At 36.8% G+C, this 16,896-nt stretch carries 14 protein-coding genes; 3 read left to right on the forward strand and 11 right to left on the reverse strand.

Annotated features, from left to right (window positions below; all coding sequences use genetic code 11):
- The first annotated feature begins 36 nt into the window (after positions 1-36).
- Positions 37-1,401 (forward strand): alpha-amylase family glycosyl hydrolase, encoded by a 1,365-nt coding sequence (locus tag N2Z58_02570; protein MCX7653547.1) that lies wholly within the window; start codon positions 37-39, stop codon positions 1,399-1,401.
- A gap of 112 nt (positions 1,402-1,513) precedes the next feature.
- The gene (eno, locus tag N2Z58_02575; protein MCX7653548.1) at positions 1,514-2,809 is read left to right on the forward strand and encodes a phosphopyruvate hydratase; all 1,296 of its coding nucleotides are present in this window, start codon (positions 1,514-1,516) and stop codon (positions 2,807-2,809) included.
- Between the two features lie 108 nt (positions 2,810-2,917).
- Here eno and N2Z58_02580 read toward each other — a convergent pair whose 3' ends face one another.
- The 8 genes from N2Z58_02580 to rpsO all read right to left on the reverse strand — a co-directional run bounded on the left by N2Z58_02580 (position 2,918) and on the right by rpsO (position 14,043).
- Positions 2,918-4,267: a hypothetical protein gene (locus tag N2Z58_02580; protein ID MCX7653549.1), complete on the reverse strand. Its 1,350-nt coding sequence runs from the start codon at positions 4,265-4,267 to the stop codon at positions 2,918-2,920.
- Between the two features lie 107 nt (positions 4,268-4,374).
- On the reverse strand, positions 4,375-6,111 hold the full coding sequence (locus N2Z58_02585; protein MCX7653550.1) for an S-layer homology domain-containing protein: 1,737 nt from the start codon (positions 6,109-6,111) through the stop codon (positions 4,375-4,377).
- 137 nt (positions 6,112-6,248) lie between these two features.
- A complete protein-coding gene (gene tyrS / locus N2Z58_02590; protein MCX7653551.1) occupies positions 6,249-7,445 on the reverse strand; it encodes a tyrosine--tRNA ligase in 1,197 nt (398 codons plus the stop codon).
- Positions 7,446-7,504: 59 nt separating this feature from the next.
- Positions 7,505-7,738: a preprotein translocase subunit SecG gene (gene secG / locus N2Z58_02595; GenBank protein MCX7653552.1), complete on the reverse strand. Its 234-nt coding sequence runs from the start codon at positions 7,736-7,738 to the stop codon at positions 7,505-7,507.
- A 128-nt stretch (positions 7,739-7,866) separates the two neighbouring features.
- A complete protein-coding gene (locus tag N2Z58_02600) occupies positions 7,867-12,042 on the reverse strand; it encodes a PolC-type DNA polymerase III (protein MCX7653553.1) in 4,176 nt (1,391 codons plus the stop codon).
- A gap of 29 nt (positions 12,043-12,071) precedes the next feature.
- A complete protein-coding gene (ruvC, locus tag N2Z58_02605) occupies positions 12,072-12,563 on the reverse strand; it encodes a crossover junction endodeoxyribonuclease RuvC (protein ID MCX7653554.1) in 492 nt (163 codons plus the stop codon).
- A 99-nt stretch (positions 12,564-12,662) separates the two neighbouring features.
- Positions 12,663-13,700: a tRNA preQ1(34) S-adenosylmethionine ribosyltransferase-isomerase QueA gene (gene queA / locus N2Z58_02610; protein MCX7653555.1), complete on the reverse strand. Its 1,038-nt coding sequence runs from the start codon at positions 13,698-13,700 to the stop codon at positions 12,663-12,665.
- Between the two features lie 88 nt (positions 13,701-13,788).
- Positions 13,789-14,043, reverse strand: coding sequence for a 30S ribosomal protein S15 (rpsO, locus tag N2Z58_02615; GenBank protein ID MCX7653556.1), 255 nt, complete (start codon positions 14,041-14,043; stop codon positions 13,789-13,791).
- A gap of 355 nt (positions 14,044-14,398) precedes the next feature.
- Between rpsO and N2Z58_02620 the strand changes: the two genes are divergently transcribed.
- Entirely contained in the window at positions 14,399-15,601 is a 1,203-nt protein-coding gene (locus N2Z58_02620; protein MCX7653557.1) for a hypothetical protein, read from the forward strand.
- Between the two features lie 60 nt (positions 15,602-15,661).
- On the opposite strand, the gene fliE is transcribed toward N2Z58_02620, so the two are convergent.
- The 3 genes from fliE to flgB all read right to left on the reverse strand — a co-directional run bounded on the left by fliE (position 15,662) and on the right by flgB (position 16,844).
- Positions 15,662-15,952 (reverse strand): flagellar hook-basal body complex protein FliE, encoded by a 291-nt coding sequence (gene fliE, locus N2Z58_02625; GenBank protein MCX7653558.1) that lies wholly within the window; start codon positions 15,950-15,952, stop codon positions 15,662-15,664.
- 5 nt (positions 15,953-15,957) lie between these two features.
- Complete coding sequence (gene flgC, locus N2Z58_02630; GenBank protein MCX7653559.1) at positions 15,958-16,374, reverse strand: flagellar basal body rod protein FlgC; 417 nt, start codon at positions 16,372-16,374, stop codon at positions 15,958-15,960.
- Positions 16,375-16,448: 74 nt separating this feature from the next.
- Positions 16,449-16,844 (reverse strand): flagellar basal body rod protein FlgB, encoded by a 396-nt coding sequence (gene flgB, locus N2Z58_02635; GenBank protein ID MCX7653560.1) that lies wholly within the window; start codon positions 16,842-16,844, stop codon positions 16,449-16,451.
- Between the last annotated feature and the right edge of the window lie 52 nt (positions 16,845-16,896).

A 16,896-nucleotide genomic window follows, 5' to 3' on the forward strand; every position in this document is an offset into this window, starting at 1 on the left:
TTAGAATTTGGACAAAAATAGAGAGGAGGACTTTTCATGATAGGTTATGAAATATTCATACGTTCGTTCGCAGATTCAAACGATGACGGAATAGGTGATTTTAGGGGTATTGCACAGAAGGTAGATTACTTTAAAATGTTGGGAGTCGATCTTATCTGGCTAACTCCGCATTTCAAATCTCCAAGTTATCATGGATACGATATTATTGACTATTTTGACACTAACAGTACGTTTGGTTCTTTGGAAGATTTCAGATACATGGTTGATACACTCCATGCAAATGGAATAAAGCTGATAATAGACTTACCACTTAACCATGTTTCAGACAGACATCCTTGGTTCAAAGCTGCCATGAATGGTGAAAAGCCTTATGTGGACTATTTTCTCTGGGTACAACCTCATTTTAACACAGCAGAGAAAAGACACTGGGATGAGGAATTGCTTTGGCACAACAGAAATGGAAAATGGTACTATGGTGTTTTCGGTGGTTCTTCACCAGATCTGAACTATGAAAATCCGGAAGTTGTGGAAAAGTCACTAGAAATTGTTGAATTCTGGCTCAAACAAGGTGTTGATGGTTTTAGATTCGATGCAGCAAAACATATATATGACTACGACATAGAAGAAGGGACGTTCAGATACAAACACGACAAGAATGTAAATTATTGGCAACTCGTAATGGATAAGGCACGTTCTGTTAAAGGTGCGGAGGTGTTCGCTGTTACAGAAGTCTGGGATGACCCTGAGATAGTTGACAGATACGCTAAAACTATAGGTTGTTCTTTCAACTTTTACTTTACAGAAGCGATAAGGGAATCGATGCAACATGGCGCTGTGTACAAAATTGTTGACTGTTTCCAAAGAACTCTTACAAAGAAGCCGTACAAGCCAAGTAATTTCACAGGCAACCATGACATGCACAGATTAGCTCAATTGCTACCACAAGAAGAGCAAAGAAAGGTATTCTTCGGTTTGCTGATGACAACTCCTGGTGTCCCATTCATCTATTATGGTGATGAACTTGGAATGAAAGGCATGTACGATTCAACCTTTACAGAAGATGTAATCGAACCATTCCCTTGGTACGCTTCATTGTCTGGTGAAGGACAAACATTTTGGAAGGCAGTAAGATTCAACAGAGCATTTACAGGCGTTGCTGTTGAAGAACAAATAAATAGAGAGACAAGTCTTTTGAAAGAAGTAATAAATTGGACAAACTTTAGAAAAGAAAATCCATGGCTTGAAAACGCCTGGATCGAGAATGTTACACATAATACTTTCACAATCGCTTACACGGTCACTGATGGCTTACACGGTATAAGGGTTTATGTGAACATATCTGGGCATCGAGAGAATTTCGAAGGTATTTCATTAAAACCTTACGAAGTAAAAGTTATGTGATCTACTACGTGAAAGTTTGCACAATAAAATAGTCATGGTATAATTGTTAGGAAGCGCTCCTGATTTTAGAATCTTAGTTCTCAAAAAAGTTGAAAAGATGGAGGTGGCAAGTATGTACGTAGAGATTGTTGACGTAAAGGCAAGAGAAGTACTCGATTCTCGCGGTAATCCGACAGTTGAGGTTGAAGTTTTACTTGAAGATGGTAGTTTTGGTAGGGCTATTGTTCCAAGTGGTGCGTCAACCGGAAAGTTTGAGGCGCTCGAACTGAGAGATGGAGATAAGAAGAGATATCAAGGAAAAGGTGTAACGAAAGCAGTGGAGCATGTGAACGAAATCATAGCACCAAGGGTTGTTGGTTTAAATGCATTTGATCAAGTGTATCTTGACAAGGTATTACTCGAGTTGGATGGTACAGAAAACAAATCGAAGCTTGGTGCAAATGCCATTCTTGGTGTTTCCATGGCCGTTGCAAGGGCAGCCGCTGAAAGTGCTGGGTTACCACTTTACAAATATCTTGGTGGTGCTAACGCAAAAGTTCTTCCTGTTCCGTTTATGAATGTCATTAACGGTGGTGCGCACGCAGATAACAACTTGGATATTCAAGAATTCATGCTTGTGCCAGCTGGGGCTCCGTCTTTCAAAGAAGCATTAAGATATGGTGCTGAAGTCTTCCATACACTCAAAAAGATACTCAAAGATGCTGGACATGTTACGGCAGTTGGCGATGAAGGTGGTTTTGCACCTAATCTAAAATCCAACGAAGAAGCAATACAAGTACTCATTGAAGCAATCAAAAAAGCTGGATATGAACCAGGAAAAGATATTTACATAGCCCTCGACTGTGCAGCAAGTGAATTTTACAACGAAGAAACAGGCAAATACTTAATCGACGGAGTAGAAAAAACGGGTGAGGAATTGATAGAGTACTACTCGATGCTGATAGACAAATATTGGCCCGTAATCATCTCCATCGAAGATCCATTTGAACAAGAAGATTGGGACAGCTACGTAAAATTCACCCAAAAAGTAGGAGGAAAAGTGCAGATCGTTGGTGATGATTTGTACGTAACAAACGTTAAGAGATTATCCAAAGGTATAGAATTGTTTGCAACAAATTCGATACTTATAAAATTGAACCAAATTGGTTCAGTGACTGAAACACTCGATGCAATAGAAATGGCAAAAACTGCTGGTATGACAAACGTTATTAGCCATAGAAGTGGAGAAACAGAAGACACATTCATAGCTGACCTTGCAGTAGCAACAAACGCAGGTATGATTAAAACCGGTTCACTCTCAAGGAGTGAAAGAATCGCAAAATATAACCAACTTCTTAGAATCGAAGAAGAACTTGGTGACTCGGCAATTTACAAAGGCTTAGGAGCGTTTTATAGTATAAAACGATAAAAACAAAAAGCCTGGTGTTTCACCAGGCTTTTTTAGTTTAAATGTAGACAATCGAAAAAACACACTCCCTCAAAATTTGAGGGAGTGTGTTTTTTAATTCTAACCAAATTAGAATTTTACTGAGTAAACAAGTTTAGCATTCCATGTTGGTTCCGTCAAGAAGGTCCAACCAGCAGAGTCATCTCCTGTTAATGTTCCGAAGAAGCCTGTAAGTCTTACATTGCTTGTGAGTTGGTAAGAAGCAGAAACGTTGTATCCATTCTTTGTAGTTGTCATCCTATAGTTGCCTGTGAGTGTCAAAACATCAACCTTTGCCGTAGCTTGCACATGAATGTAATCGAAAACATTTAGTGTTGTTACGTCTTTCCAGAAAGCTTTTGCTGTTAAGCTGAACATTTCAACTGCAAGATCACCTTGAGCATAAAGTTCGTATTTCTTTGTATTATCGAGTACATCAGAATTATTCGTTTTTACGTAAAGGGTAATAGGTGCAAAGACAGCTTTTACTGAAAGTTCATCTAGAGGAAGTGTAAGCTTTGATGATGAAAAGTTGTATTTTGGCGTAACCTTAACTTTTGGTGTTACTGGTCCAAATGCTTGACTGTATGTAACAGCTGCTTGTACATATTTATCTCCTAAAATGTTATTAGACATATAATCAAGTTCGGTAATATTTTCAGCGAATTTAACAGTTGGTTTTATTTCTAAACCAGCAACTGGTGTAAGTGAACCTGAAAGAATGAAATCGTAAGCTGTTTCCATTCCAGATGCGCCTGCAACCATACCTCCAAAAACTGTAAGATCTGGTTTAAAGAAACCAAGATCAAGTTTGCCTTTCACTTCAGCACCAAATTCATGTGTTGTAGGAAGAGTACTCGTTCTGTATATACCACCAACTACATTAAATCCTGCAATTGGATACTTAACAAGAACCATATCGCTAAAGTATGCATCATTCGATGGTTCCGGATCTTTTCTGTCGATATAGTACACTTCTAAGCCAGCAATCGTTGGGAATGTGAGTTTAAGCGTATCTGAAAAGTCAGCATTGAAAGCTGAACCAGTCCATGTTACCGTCCCATCAGCATTATAAATCCTACCGGTGAAATAATCACTTACAAAAATTTTTGGAACACTGTAAAGTGCATCGAAATAAGGTGTTTTAAAAGATATAGTTCTGAGTGAGAAATTAACTCCAATAGAAGTACCAGATGATGGATAACCATAAGTTAATCCAAAAGTTACACCTGCTGACGTTACGGATGTTGGTGATAGTGAAAGCGAAACCGTTGCATCTAATGGTGCTGTACCACTTATGTCAATCCCCTTGCTGTCTACCACAAGTTCGAATGTTGCCGTTCCTGAAAACGAAATCTTTGTGCCTTGTGAAAATGTTGCTTCACCTGCAAAAACGAACAATGCCAAAACGAGTAATAAACTTACCAAAAACTTTTTCATAATCCTTCTCCCTCCTCCTGTGAGTTTGAAAAAATTTCATTTGGAACATAACGCTTTGTTTTCAAACTTCTGTTTTTTCATCCCCCCTTATTTTTGTTGATTATCAATTAGAACCATTCAAAGACTTTACCTAAGGCAATGATACCTATTATCAACCCACTGATACCAGTAACTAACCCCCAAGTTGCAATTGTTTGTGCTTGTTCTAATTCTTTCTTCGTTGCAGAAGATTTTTCAACTTCTGAAAGTTTTTTGTTAATTTCCTCTACGTCAGATTTATCAGCCTTAACTTCTTCGACAACTTGCGTTAAACTTGCAACCTGATCTTCTAACAACCCTAATCTCATGCTCAAGTTTTCTATTTTCTCACTCATTTCATTTTTGAAGTTTACCACAAAATTGTCAAGTTTGTCAAGTTTTTCTCTAAGTTGGTTGATTTCTTCTTGTTGTCCCATAACAACTTCGGATAACATTACCGTTTTTTGATCTATAGTTTTGTAAATATCTTCAAACACTTCTTTGTTGGACTGCTCATGTTCACTTATAATTGTTTTAAGTTCGGTTATAGATGCTTTACATGATTCTTCTATGTTGGAAATTAGTGTCTTAAGTTGTTCTGCAACAACATCTGTATAAGCCTTCATGGATTCCTCAGTATTCGCAATTTCTTCTGAAAGTCCGTATACTAAGCTTCTTATAGCCGGTAAACCTGTGGAAATTGTGCTTTCTACATTAAGTACTCTTATCTCAACCTCGTCAAGTCTTGAGTTAAGTTGCGCAATTTCTTCTTGCTGACCAAGAATAGCTTCAGATAATGTCGCTACTTTCTGTTCGATGGTTTTGTATATGTCTTCAAACCTTTCGTTGTTTGATAATTCGTGTTCTTCCATTAGTGCTCTTAGCTCTTCTGAAATGACATCCGTGTAAGCTTTCATCGATGCTTCAGTGTCTGCAAGTTCCTCTGAAAGTCCATAGATCAATGTTCTTAACGCCGGCAAACCAGTATTTAACGTGCTCTCTATGTTTAGTATTCTTGTTTCAAGTTCATCAAGTCTTGCCGTGAGCGTTGCTTCAAGTAACGTTAAATCTTCTCGAAGTGAGAGAACTGCATCTGAAAGTGTATTATAAATATTTGCTATTGTTTCGTTTGTGTCTTCAATCTTGGATTGCAGCATTTCAAGTTGTGACTTTAGCTCATCCACTTTTGCCGAGAGTTCCGAAATAGCTTTTGATAGTTCATCACTTTTTGCACTCGTTTTTTTGTCAAGATCTGCTATTTGTTTCCTCAAAAGGTAATCCACATCACCAAGTTGAGCCGCAAGACCACTCAGTATTTCGCTTAAACCCGCAATATCGTTTTTGAGCGTCGATAAGTCAATTTCAGAAGTGTTACCTTCTTCGTCTGTGTAAACAAATTTATCTTGTAGCTGTGTAGTAATATCGAACAATTTTATGATATCTTGATCGTGAAGTTGAAGCGTCAATTTTATGTTTTGAATTTCCGTTTCAATCTCATTAACTCTTTTGCTAAAGTCGTTACTACTTGCTTCAAGAGTGTTTTGAAGTCTTTTAATAATCTGGAGTAATGAATCTATCTGAGCTTGTTTGTCTTTCAGTGAAAGTTCGACGTAATCAAGTGTTCTTGAAATTAATAAAGCTGACTGATATCTCGTGACAGCTTCATCACCGCGGAATGTACCATCCGGAAAGCCTGTTATAATACCAATCTGCTCAAGCCTTGAAACATAACTTTCTGCCCAATGTCCTCTTGGGACATCTCTAAAAGCCGCCATTGATACAAAAGCAAAGAGTATCACACTTAGTATTACTAAAAGTTTTTTCATAGTCTTTACCCCCTTTTTAATTGGTTTTTAATGCACTTGATTTGACAATATACTTACACGCTAATTATACCACAAAATATTGCTAAAATCAAAACTTGAATGCTTATTTCCAAAATATTTTCACCTGCTATACAGAATCAATTTACCAAGATTTTGATAAATTGACGCTTTCCGATTCTTAATATGTGGGGCTCTTTTATTTCTACAACAACTTTAAAATTGTCGATACGATTGTTATCCAAATAAACTCCACCTTGTGCGATTAGTCTTTTAATTTCGCTTCTTGTACCAATCCCAAGTTTGTCAAGCAAATCTACTATGTTGTAACTACCCGTTTGTATTTTTACCTCTGGCATTTCATCCGGAATTTCTTTCTTTTGAAATACCGTAACAAAGTACTCTTCCGCTTCTTTGGCTCTCTCCTCTCCGTGAAATTGTTTGACCAATTCTTTTGCAAGCCACATTTTGTAATCCCTTGGATTTACCAGCTTTTCGTTGATTTTTTTCTCCATATCGGCAACTGTGTGTTCGTCAACATCTATTAGCAGTTTCGCGTATTTTACAATAAGTTCATCAGGTATAGACATTACTTTGCCGTACATGTCTTTTGGTTCGTCGGTAAAACCGATGTAATTATTGTAACTTTTACTCATTTTTAATTTTCCGTCTGTTCCTTCAATGATTGGCATTGTCAGAACTATCTGAGGCTTTAATCCATGCTCTTCTTGTATCTTTCTACCAACCATTAAGTTAAAAAGTTGATCAGTTCCTCCAAGTTCCACATCTGCCTGAACGGCAACAGAATCGTAAGCTTGGGCGAGAGGATACAAGAACTCAGCGATGCTAATTGGTGTTCCTTCTGAATATCTCTTGGCGAAATCTTCTCTTTCAAGCATCCTTGCAACTGTGTATTTACCAGCAAGTTTTACTACATCAGCAAAGGTCATACTGCCAAGCCATTCATTATTGTATCTGATTTCTGTTTTGTTTTTGTCAAGGATCATAAAAGCCTGGTTGGCATAACTTTTTGCATTTTCAATTACTTCTTCCCTTGAAAGCATTGGTCTTGTAGTACTTCTTCCGGAAGGATCACCGATCATTGCTGTGAAGTCACCTATTATCAATATAACATGGTGCCCCAAATCTTGAAATTGCTTGAGTTTTCTTAACACTACTGCATGCCCAAGATGTAAATCCGGTCTTGAAGGATCAACTCCAAGTTTAACTCTCAAAGGTCTGCCTTCTTTTAATCGTTCAAGTAATTCTTCTTCTGAAATCAGATCAACGCAGTTTCTCTTTAAGATCTCGATTTGCTTTTCTGGACTGAGTTCCATTTGCTATTCCTCCGTAAAAAGCTACCAGATTCGGAATTTGAGAACTCCCGGTTTTTCAATTATCTTGAAAGAATCCACGATGTCAAAAAACACATAGCAAAGAAAGCAACAGCAAGCGCCACGGTAATTTTTCCAGATGTATCAAGTCCTTTTTTCCTCCCAAACATTGTGTAAGCCGCACCACTTCCAAAAGCACCACCGAGCTCCGCAAATTTGCTCATTTCCAGGAGCACCATCCATATAAGTCCAGCTGCAATTACAGTGTGTACAATGATGAGTATAACCGCCAACATTTTACAAAACACCTCCGAAGTTTTTGATTTTTGATAAAAGTGCGTTGACCTTGCTTGAATATTATATCATAGGATTAAGCAGTTGTGCAATAAGATTTATTAAGTATTTATGCGTACGATAAAAGATCTCAACCAAAAAGCAAGGTCTGATCAGTTTCAGGTAAATTTTCAAGTATACCCATTCGCTTCAGGACCTCTACTTGGGCTTTTGTAACACGAGCTCGAGTTATTAGATCTTCCACGGATGTATACATTTTCTCGTTTCTTTTTTCGACGATAGAAACCGCCACATTGTCACCTATACCGTGAATTTTATTGAATGGTATAATTAAATCTTTTCCGTCTATGATAAATCTCTTTGAATCACTTTTTCTAAGATCCGGTTTTTTGAACCCAAATCCCCTTAGTAACATTTCAAGGGCTGCTTGAAGGACTTTTTCTTCATTTTTCTCTTTCACATCTTTTTTCATATTATTTGAAAGTTCTGAAAGTCTTCTTTTTATAGCTTCTTTACCTTTGAGTATAAATTCAGCATCAAATTCATCGCCTTTAGTAGAAAAGTACGCAGCATAAAATGCTAGTGGATAGTGGACTTTAAAGTACGCAATTCTAAAGGCCATACTCACATATGCAACTGCATGCGCTTTTGGGAAAAGATACTTTATCTTCTGGCATGATTCGATGAACCATTCTGGAACGTTGTGCTCTTTCATTATTTTGACTTCTTCTTCTTTCAATCCCTTGCCTTTACGTACGTTTTCCATTATTTTAAATGCCATCGCTGGTGGTACACCTTTGTGAATTAAGTAAATCATTATATCGTCTCGGCAGGAAATAACTTCCGAAAGTGTAGCAATCTTTTTATTTATAAGTGTTTGAGCATTACCAAGCCATACATCCGTTCCGTGTGAAAGCCCAGATATTCTCACAAGTTCTGCAAAGGTTTTAGGTCTTGTTTCTTTAAGCATGCCCATGACAAAATCTGTACCGAATTCGGGTATACCTATTGTGCCAACGTCAGTACCCAATTCTTCAGGATCTATGTTCAATACTTTGACAGATGAGAATATGCTGATCGTTTTTTTATCATCCATAGGTACCGTCATTGGATCTACGCCACTGTATTCGTAAAGCAGTCTTATCATTGTGGGATCATCGTGCCCGAGTGCATCAAGTTTCACTAAGTCATCGTGTATTGATTCATAAGCAAAATGAGTAGTGTAAACCCCAGATTTCTTATCGTTTGCAGGATGTTGGAACGGCGTAAAATCATGTATGTCATAATCATGCGGTACAATCATAAGTCCGCCAGGGTGTTGACCCGTGGTTCGTTTTACACCAGTTACGTACATGGCAAGCCTTTCTTGTTCTGCAGGGTTTAATGGATTGACTACATTTCCATTTTTATCTTCCATGTACGCTTTTACGTAACCAATAGCGCTCTTGTCTGCGATTGTGCTTATTGTACCTGCACGAAACACTTTTGATTTACCAAATAGTTCTTCTATAAATCTGTGGGCTTGTTCTTGATATTCACCCGAAAAATTCAGATCTATATCGGGTACTTTGTCTCCTTCAAACCCCATAAAAACTTCAAAAGGTATATCTTGTCCAGCTTTTTCAAGCTTTGCGCCGCATCTTGGACAACGCTTATCAGGTAAATCGTATCCTGAACCTACTTCATCATGTAGCTCAAAATATTTGCAGTCAGGGCAGCGATAATGTGCAGGCAAAGGGTTAACTTCAGTTATACCTACAAGATGAGCTACAAACGAAGAACCAACAGAACCTCTTGAACCTACTACATAACCATCATCACCTGCTTTTTTAACTATCAAGTGAGCTATCATGTAAAGCACTGCATAACCATGACCTATGATACTGTTTAGCTCCTTTTCAATGCGGTTTTGAACAAGTTCAGGTAACGGGTCTCCATAAAGTTGATAAGCCTTTTCGTATGTCATTGCTCTCAACTTTTCATCTGCGCCTTCTATTTTTGGGGGATGTAGTCTTTTCTCAAGTGGTTGTAGATCTTCTATAATTTGGACTATCTTCTTAGGATTGTGTAAAACAACTTCGTGAGCAATATTCTCATCTTCAAATATTTTCAGGGCTGCTTTTATCATTTCTTCGGTTGTTCTTAGATAATAATTCGACTGTGAATCTTGAATATTACTTTGTGGTGCAAGTAGTACTTGCCTTGCCTTTATATCCTCAGGGTCTATGAAATGAGCATTTGATACCATAACAACTGGGATATTCAGTTCTTTACCAACCTCATACAAAAGCTTGTAAGCTTCTTTCGCTTCTTGCAGTGTAAATTCTTCAGAAGATATTGTATCAAGCGGCATTATTTCTATGTAATCATAGAACTTTACAGCTTCCGTGAGTGCTCCTCTGTCTTTCTGAAGAGCTAATTCAAATATCTCGGAATTTGAACAACCTGTACCAATCAATAATCCTTCTCTGTTTTTTTCCAACTCGGATTTCAATACTTGCGGTACTACAAAGAACGTCTCCGTGTGAGACTTGGAAATGAGTTTGTATAAATTCTTCAGTCCTGTTTTGTTTTGAACAAGAACAGTAACATGATGAGGATGTTTGGTTAGTGGATCGATATTCTCAACGAGTTTATTGAGCCTTTCAAATGTTGTAATTGACTTTTTCTTCGCAAGCTCAATGAGTTTCCAAAAGACACCTGCGGTTATCCTTGCGTCATCCAATGCTCGATGATGTTGAAACGTTCCAAGATCAAAGTGGTCTACAAGTTTATCGAGAGAAAAGGATTTTAATCTGTTTCTTAATAAAGATTGCGACAATCTAAGTGTGTCTATGTAAGGGGGGTTAAATTCAATTCCGTGCCTTGCGAAAACATTTCTCAAAAATGAAACATCAAAATCAGCGTTATGGGCAACAATTACACAACCATGTAAGAAATCAAGAAGTTTGTCCAAAACTTCGGCTATACCCGGTGCGTTCTCAAGCATTTGCTCAGTTATACCTGTAATTTCAAGGCTTTTTTTATTGACCTTCGAAGGCTTCACAAATGTATGAAATTCCTGGATTATTTTTCCTTGGTAGGTTTTTACAGCACCTACTTCCATTATTTCATCATTTCTTGGGTTTAATCCTGTTGTCTCAAGATCGATCACAACATAAGTTGCATCTTCTATATTTCCATCGATCTGGTTTATCATTATTTTCTTTGGATCAATTGCAAGGTAAAGTTCTGCGCCAAAAATAGGTTTGATTCCCAGAGATTTCGCAAGATCGTAAAACTCTGGAATACTTTGCACATTACCGTGTTCGGTAATTGCTATCGCATCCCAGCCCCAATTTTTGGCTGTTTTTACGTATTCGAAAATATCCATCACACTATCTAAGTCACTCATTTTTGTATGTGCGTGCAGTTCCACACGTTTTTCAAAAGCCTTATCAACACGATCAAGTGACGGGATTTCATTAAAGTTGTCTATTCTTAGAAAAGGACTACCATTCTTGTCTGGAAGAATTGTACCTGTGAATATATACCAATTCCCAACCGAAATTTTTTCTTCAGCAAGTTGTACCTTGGAATTGAATACTTTAAGAGTAAATGAATCTTTTTTGTCTGTAATGTATATGTTCAAAAGTTCATCGCTTATTTTATCAATTTTGAAAACTTTTCCGTACATCTTTACTTTTCTCTTTGAATTAGATGCGCTTGGAATCCTTGACGGTGAATAAATACTTTTGATCACTTCGTGTATGTTATCTTTGATTTCTCCGTGATCCTTTGTTAAAAGATCGCTTTCTACGTTTGAATTTTTTTGGATGTTAGAAAGCTGAATAAGGTTTAAGTTATTAACATCCGAATTTTCATTAGCATCTGTCTCGATAGTTGTTTGCACAACTTCCACAAGATAATCTTGGAACGGAAGGTTTGGTTTTATTTTTTTTAATTTCTTAAGTACATGTGTTTTTGCAAATTCTCCTATTGCGTAAATTTTAAGTACATTGTCTCTTATTTCTATCCTCTCTATGTATTTACCTGAGCCATTGAGCTGTTCGTAAACAAATTTTTCAAGATTATCTTTTCCAAGTTCCGAATCTGATTCAATGACAACATCTACGTACGCTCCTGTAAATTTGCTCAAACTGGTTTTAAAAACCTCAATATCACCTTTAAACTTCTCAACAAAGAAGGTAATCGCTTCTCTCTTTTTGTCGTATACAACCTTTTTTAATATACCATTCGCATTGTGTATACCTATCTTGCTGGCAATGGTTTTCAAATCTTTTTCCGTCTTAAACACATAGATCATATAACCACCTCTGAATCTTGGGAAAATCCTCAAATTCTTTGACTAAAGTTCTGTTCACTCAAAACGGCGGCACACCAAGCGATAGCAAGTGCATCAGCTGCATCGTCTGGCTTTGGCAATTCTTGGAGTTTCAATAAGATTTTCATTATCTTTTGTATTTGTGCTTTCTCAGCACGTCCATAACCAGTTACAGTAAGCTTAACTTGGTGAGGTGTAAACTCAACAAACGGTATCTTGGAATGTTTGACGGCAAGTAAAATAACCCCACGCGCTTCACCGACATATATAGCGGTTTTGACATTCTTATAAAAGTATAAACTTTCAACTGCCACAAGATTTGGTGAATAGTTTTCTATAATTTCTAAAATTTGACTGTATATAAAATCTAATCTGTTTTCAAAATTTTCTCCTTTTTCTGTTATTACGACACCATGATCTATGTGCGAAATTTTGTTGCCCTTCTTTTCGATTATCCCATATCCTACAATCCCATATCCTGGATCTATACCAAGAATCCTCATGTACTTCCTCCGGAAATTCCAAAGTCACAACCTGATTATCGATTATACTACATAAGCCACAGCAATAATGTTAAGATTGTAAATGTTAACAATGTTAACTTAATGTATGAACATGGCATCACCAAATGAGAAAAATCTGTACCTTTCTTGCACTGCTATGTTGTAAGCTTTCATGGTTAACTCATATCCTGCAAATGCACTAACAAGCATTATTAGAGACGATTTTGGCAAGTGAAAATTAGTTATTAACGCATCCACCATTTTAAACTCAAAGGGCGGGTAGATAAAAATACCTGTTTTGCCTGAATAAGAACTTGCTTCAGGTAATCTTGCAATTGTTTCAAGCGTTCTAACTGTTGTTGTTCCAACTGCTATAACTCGTTTTCCTTCATTCTTAACCTTTTTTATTGCCTCCACTGCCTCTTGGGGTACTAAATAATATTCCTCATGCATTTTATGCTGCCTTATATCTTCAACTTTAACAGGTCTAAATGTTCCGATTCCCACATGAAGTACTATTTCTGCAAATCTAACTCCGCGGGTTTTCAGTTCATTTATTAAATTTTCTGTAAAATGCAATCCTGCCGTTGGTGCAGCAACACTTCCTTCATGCTTTGCGTAGATGGTTTGGTATCTTTCAAGGTCTACATTTTCGTTTTTAATGTAATGCGGCAATGGAACAGTTCCAAATGAGAATATCTCATGATCTTCACGCTCAGTAAATTCCACTATTCTTGTACCCTCTTCTGCACGAGATAAACATTTGGCAAACAGTTTTCTACCATCTTTTTCAAAAAATATTTCACTTCCTTCTTTAACTGCTTTACCAGGTTTGACAAGACACTTCCATTGCCCACAACCAACCTTTTCAAGCAAAAGTAATTCAACATTTCCACCGGTTACTTTTTTTCCAAGAAGTCTTGCGGGAATAACTTTTGTAGAATTGAATACCAACAAATCTCCACTGCTAATGTAGTGCACAATGTCTTTAAATATTTTGTGCTCTATATTGCCAGTTTTTCTATCAATTATCATTAATCTTGAATGATCTCTTGGTTCTATGGGAGACTGGGCAATTAGTTCGTTTGGAAGGTAGTAATCATAAGTTTCAAGCTTGTTAAGATCTATATTTCTCATTTATATCACCTCACTTGTGATTAACTGTTTTCAAAATTAAAGGGCGGCTACACCGCCCTTTATTCAAGAACTTTAAGTTCTAAAAGATTTATTTTCTCAAAGAAAGCTTTTCAAGAAGTTGTTTGTAGAGCTCGGGATCTTTTCTCATAAGATACTTCAATATTTTTCTTCTTCTCCCAACCATTTTCATAAGTCCACGTCTGGAATGATAATCTTTTGGATGGTTCTTAAGATGTTCTGTCAAATGTCTTATACGTGCTGTTAGGAGCGCAATTTGAACAGCTGTACTACCGGTATCTGTATCGTGGATCTGAAACTCTTTGATAATATCTTCCTTGTTCATATCCTACACCTCCATCAACGTTGTCCACTTGCCAAGTAGAGGCTAAGCCTACAACCGAGCAAGGGCATGATAAATCATATAATAAAACCCGACGGTTGTCAAGTAAACTTATTACAAGTGCCTAAAACAAATGTATTTTATAGCTTTTTGCACATAAGCAATGCTATGTTCTAAATTCACGCTCATAAACTCTTTTGAAAAAGAAAAAAACATTTGCAAAACCTTATTCCAAAGTGCTATAATATAAAGCAGGATATAAAATCGAGGTTGTTCTTTCGAAATTTTAAGCTACAAAATCGCATTGTGGCATTTACCTAAGGTATTCAATCACACTTTTCAAAAGGGAGGGAAAGTTATGAAAAAACTGGGGATTATTCTTGCGGTTGTTTTTCTTGGTTTAATGACTTTTGCACAAACCGATCTTAGCAGTATTATCAACAGGATAGAACTACTTGAAGAATATGCAAATATGATCTACGATGCTGTAGGAACAAAGCTAGCTATTGAAGATTTTGACGAGTACGTTGCTCAAATGGAGGAAAGAATTTCAGCACTTGAAATTGATGTTTTGAACATCAAAAGTAGCATTATGACAGGTATGCCTGCGCTTAGGGACATGCTTTATGAACTTTCTTCAAATCTTTCAAATGTTGAAGCAAGACTTACATCGTATGTAGAAGTTGCAATCGGCTCACTGAAAGAAGAACTTGGAAATCTCATGCAAACAGATTGGACAAGCGTGATCGAAGATTTGAAGGTTACACTCGACATTCATGATAGCGACATTCTTAAGATTTATGAAACACTTGGTACACTTTCTGAACAAGTTAGTGCGTTGAGTGAAATGCTTGCTGGTCAAGAAGAATTATTAAGGAATGTTGAAGCTTTGGCTCTCAAAGTTAACATGCACGATCAAGATGTAGTTAATATATATGATAATTTATCTGCAAAAGCAGACAGAGAGCAAGTTGATATGCTTGAAGCCTCAATCACAGAGCTTTATGATTCGATAAATGGTTTAAACGAAATTCTTACTGGTTTAGCGGCGCAGATCGGAGATACTGATTATTTACTTAGAAAGCAAATCTCTGATCTTGAAAAGAATATCAACACAAAACTCGGCGATTACGTTACAAAAACTGCTCTTGAAGAAAAGCTAAGTAGTATTTACGGAACTATAGATGATCTCAAGGTTACACTCGACATCCACGATAGTGATATACTTAAAATTTATGAAACGCTTGGCACATTATCAGATCAGCTTGCAATCTTGAGCGAAGCATATGCCAATCACGAAGAGAAACTTCAGAAACTCGTAAACAGGAATGAACTTTTAGAAGAATATGTAAATATGGTTTACGATGTCGTAAATACAAAACTTTCTCAAGAAGATTTTGAAAGCGCTAACGAAGCGACAAACAAGAAAATTGAAGAAACTAACAAGAAAATTGAAGAAACTAAGGTAGAGATAAATAAAAAGATTGATAATGTAAACTTGGTTGCATGGTTGGGTCTCATACTTGGTACTGTTGCACTTGTGATTTCATTCGTGAAATAGAAAATTAAACATCTTAAAAAAGCGGGAGCAAGATGCTCCCGCTTTTTGATTTTCTTACATTTAAAATTGCATTCTCATTATTTCCCTGTATGCGTCAACGATCCTGTTTCTAACTTCGACTGTTAATCTGAGCGATATCGAAGCTTTCTCAGCCTCAACAATAAGTTCATGAATATTGCTTATTTTCCCTTTAGCAAAATCATCACTCATTTTCTCGACATTTTTTTGCTGCTCGTTTACGGATTCCAACGCATCAGATAGCATCTTGCTAAACTCACTATTATCAGTTTTCACTTGTGCCTTCTGAAGTTTTGAAAATTGGTTATTTACCCCTCCGATTCTTTCTATCATCACTTTCACCTCCCTATTTGCAGGGCAGCGTTTATCATAGCTTTAGTTGTGTTTATAGCTGTTGCGTTTGCTTCGTAAGCTCTTTGTGCGTTTATCATATCTACCATTTCACGTACAATGTTTACATTTGGAAGTCTTACGTATCCATTTTCGTCAGCGTCCGGATGTGTGGGATCGTAAATAACTCTAAACTCGGATGCATCTTCATATATATTTTTCACCATAACTCCACCATTTTCCTTACGTCCACGAACATTTCTTAAAACTTCTTGAAACACTGGTACTTTTCTTCTGTACGGTTCTCCTCTTTCTGTTCTTGTTGTCTCCGAATTAGCTATGTTCGTTGATATAATCTCTATCCTAAATCTTTGAGCAGACAAACCTGTTGATGATATATTCATTATATTGAATTCGCTTTGCATAAGGAAACCCCCTTGACCATTTATAAAGTGCAAAATACAAAAACGTTCTTAAATACTTGCTTTTAATTTTCAAGCTACCTTGTGTTTCTTAGTACTGTGTTGTATCTATCTATATTGTTACTCATGAGTCTGGAAAGTGTTTGGTATCTAAGAGCATCTTTTATCATCTCCGTCATTTCCATGTCTATATCAACATTGTTCTTATCGTTTGTGATCGACGTATTGGATTGGATAACCTCTTTTGCAACTACGGTTTTGGTCATCGATGGTAGGTGCTTCTCATTTGTTCGTTTCATCTGAAGCTTCATTTTTGATTCTTGTAAGTACTCTTCAAAAGCGACGTACTTTCTTTTATAACCTGGCGTTTCGGCATTTGCAATATTTTGTGCGTGCAATTCTTGCCTTTTCAGCTGAACATCAAGAGCTGTTTTTAAAGTTTCAAAATTTGAGTTGAAAATGGAATTTGCCATCTTTCAGCTACCTCCAACGATCAGATGAAAATTCATCATTAAATATATTCTA

This window comes from Fervidobacterium sp., assembly GCA_026419195.1.
In the GTDB taxonomy this organism is placed as follows: Bacteria; Thermotogota; Thermotogae; order Thermotogales; family Fervidobacteriaceae; genus Fervidobacterium.

Bases quoted from the DNA above. Each gene is read 5' to 3' on its own strand.
- N2Z58_02570 (MCX7653547.1), top strand. From the start codon at position 37: ATGATAGGTTATGAAATATTCATACGTTCGTTCGCAGATTCAAACGAT.
- eno (MCX7653548.1), top strand. From the start codon at position 1,514: ATGTACGTAGAGATTGTTGACGTAAAGGCAAGAGAAGTACTCGATTCT.
- N2Z58_02580 (MCX7653549.1), bottom strand. From the start codon at position 4,267: ATGAAAAAGTTTTTGGTAAGTTTATTACTCGTTTTGGCATTGTTCGTT.
- N2Z58_02585 (MCX7653550.1), bottom strand. From the start codon at position 6,111: ATGAAAAAACTTTTAGTAATACTAAGTGTGATACTCTTTGCTTTTGTA.
- tyrS (MCX7653551.1), bottom strand. From the start codon at position 7,445: ATGGAACTCAGTCCAGAAAAGCAAATCGAGATCTTAAAGAGAAACTGC.
- secG (MCX7653552.1), bottom strand. From the start codon at position 7,738: ATGTTGGCGGTTATACTCATCATTGTACACACTGTAATTGCAGCTGGA.
- N2Z58_02600 (MCX7653553.1), bottom strand. From the start codon at position 12,042: ATGATCTATGTGTTTAAGACGGAAAAAGATTTGAAAACCATTGCCAGC.
- ruvC (MCX7653554.1), bottom strand. From the start codon at position 12,563: ATGAGGATTCTTGGTATAGATCCAGGATATGGGATTGTAGGATATGGG.
- queA (MCX7653555.1), bottom strand. From the start codon at position 13,700: ATGAGAAATATAGATCTTAACAAGCTTGAAACTTATGATTACTACCTT.
- rpsO (MCX7653556.1), bottom strand. From the start codon at position 14,043: ATGAACAAGGAAGATATTATCAAAGAGTTTCAGATCCACGATACAGAT.
- N2Z58_02620 (MCX7653557.1), top strand. From the start codon at position 14,399: ATGAAAAAACTGGGGATTATTCTTGCGGTTGTTTTTCTTGGTTTAATG.
- fliE (MCX7653558.1), bottom strand. From the start codon at position 15,952: ATGATAGAAAGAATCGGAGGGGTAAATAACCAATTTTCAAAACTTCAG.
- flgC (MCX7653559.1), bottom strand. From the start codon at position 16,374: ATGCAAAGCGAATTCAATATAATGAATATATCATCAACAGGTTTGTCT.
- flgB (MCX7653560.1), bottom strand. From the start codon at position 16,844: ATGGCAAATTCCATTTTCAACTCAAATTTTGAAACTTTAAAAACAGCT.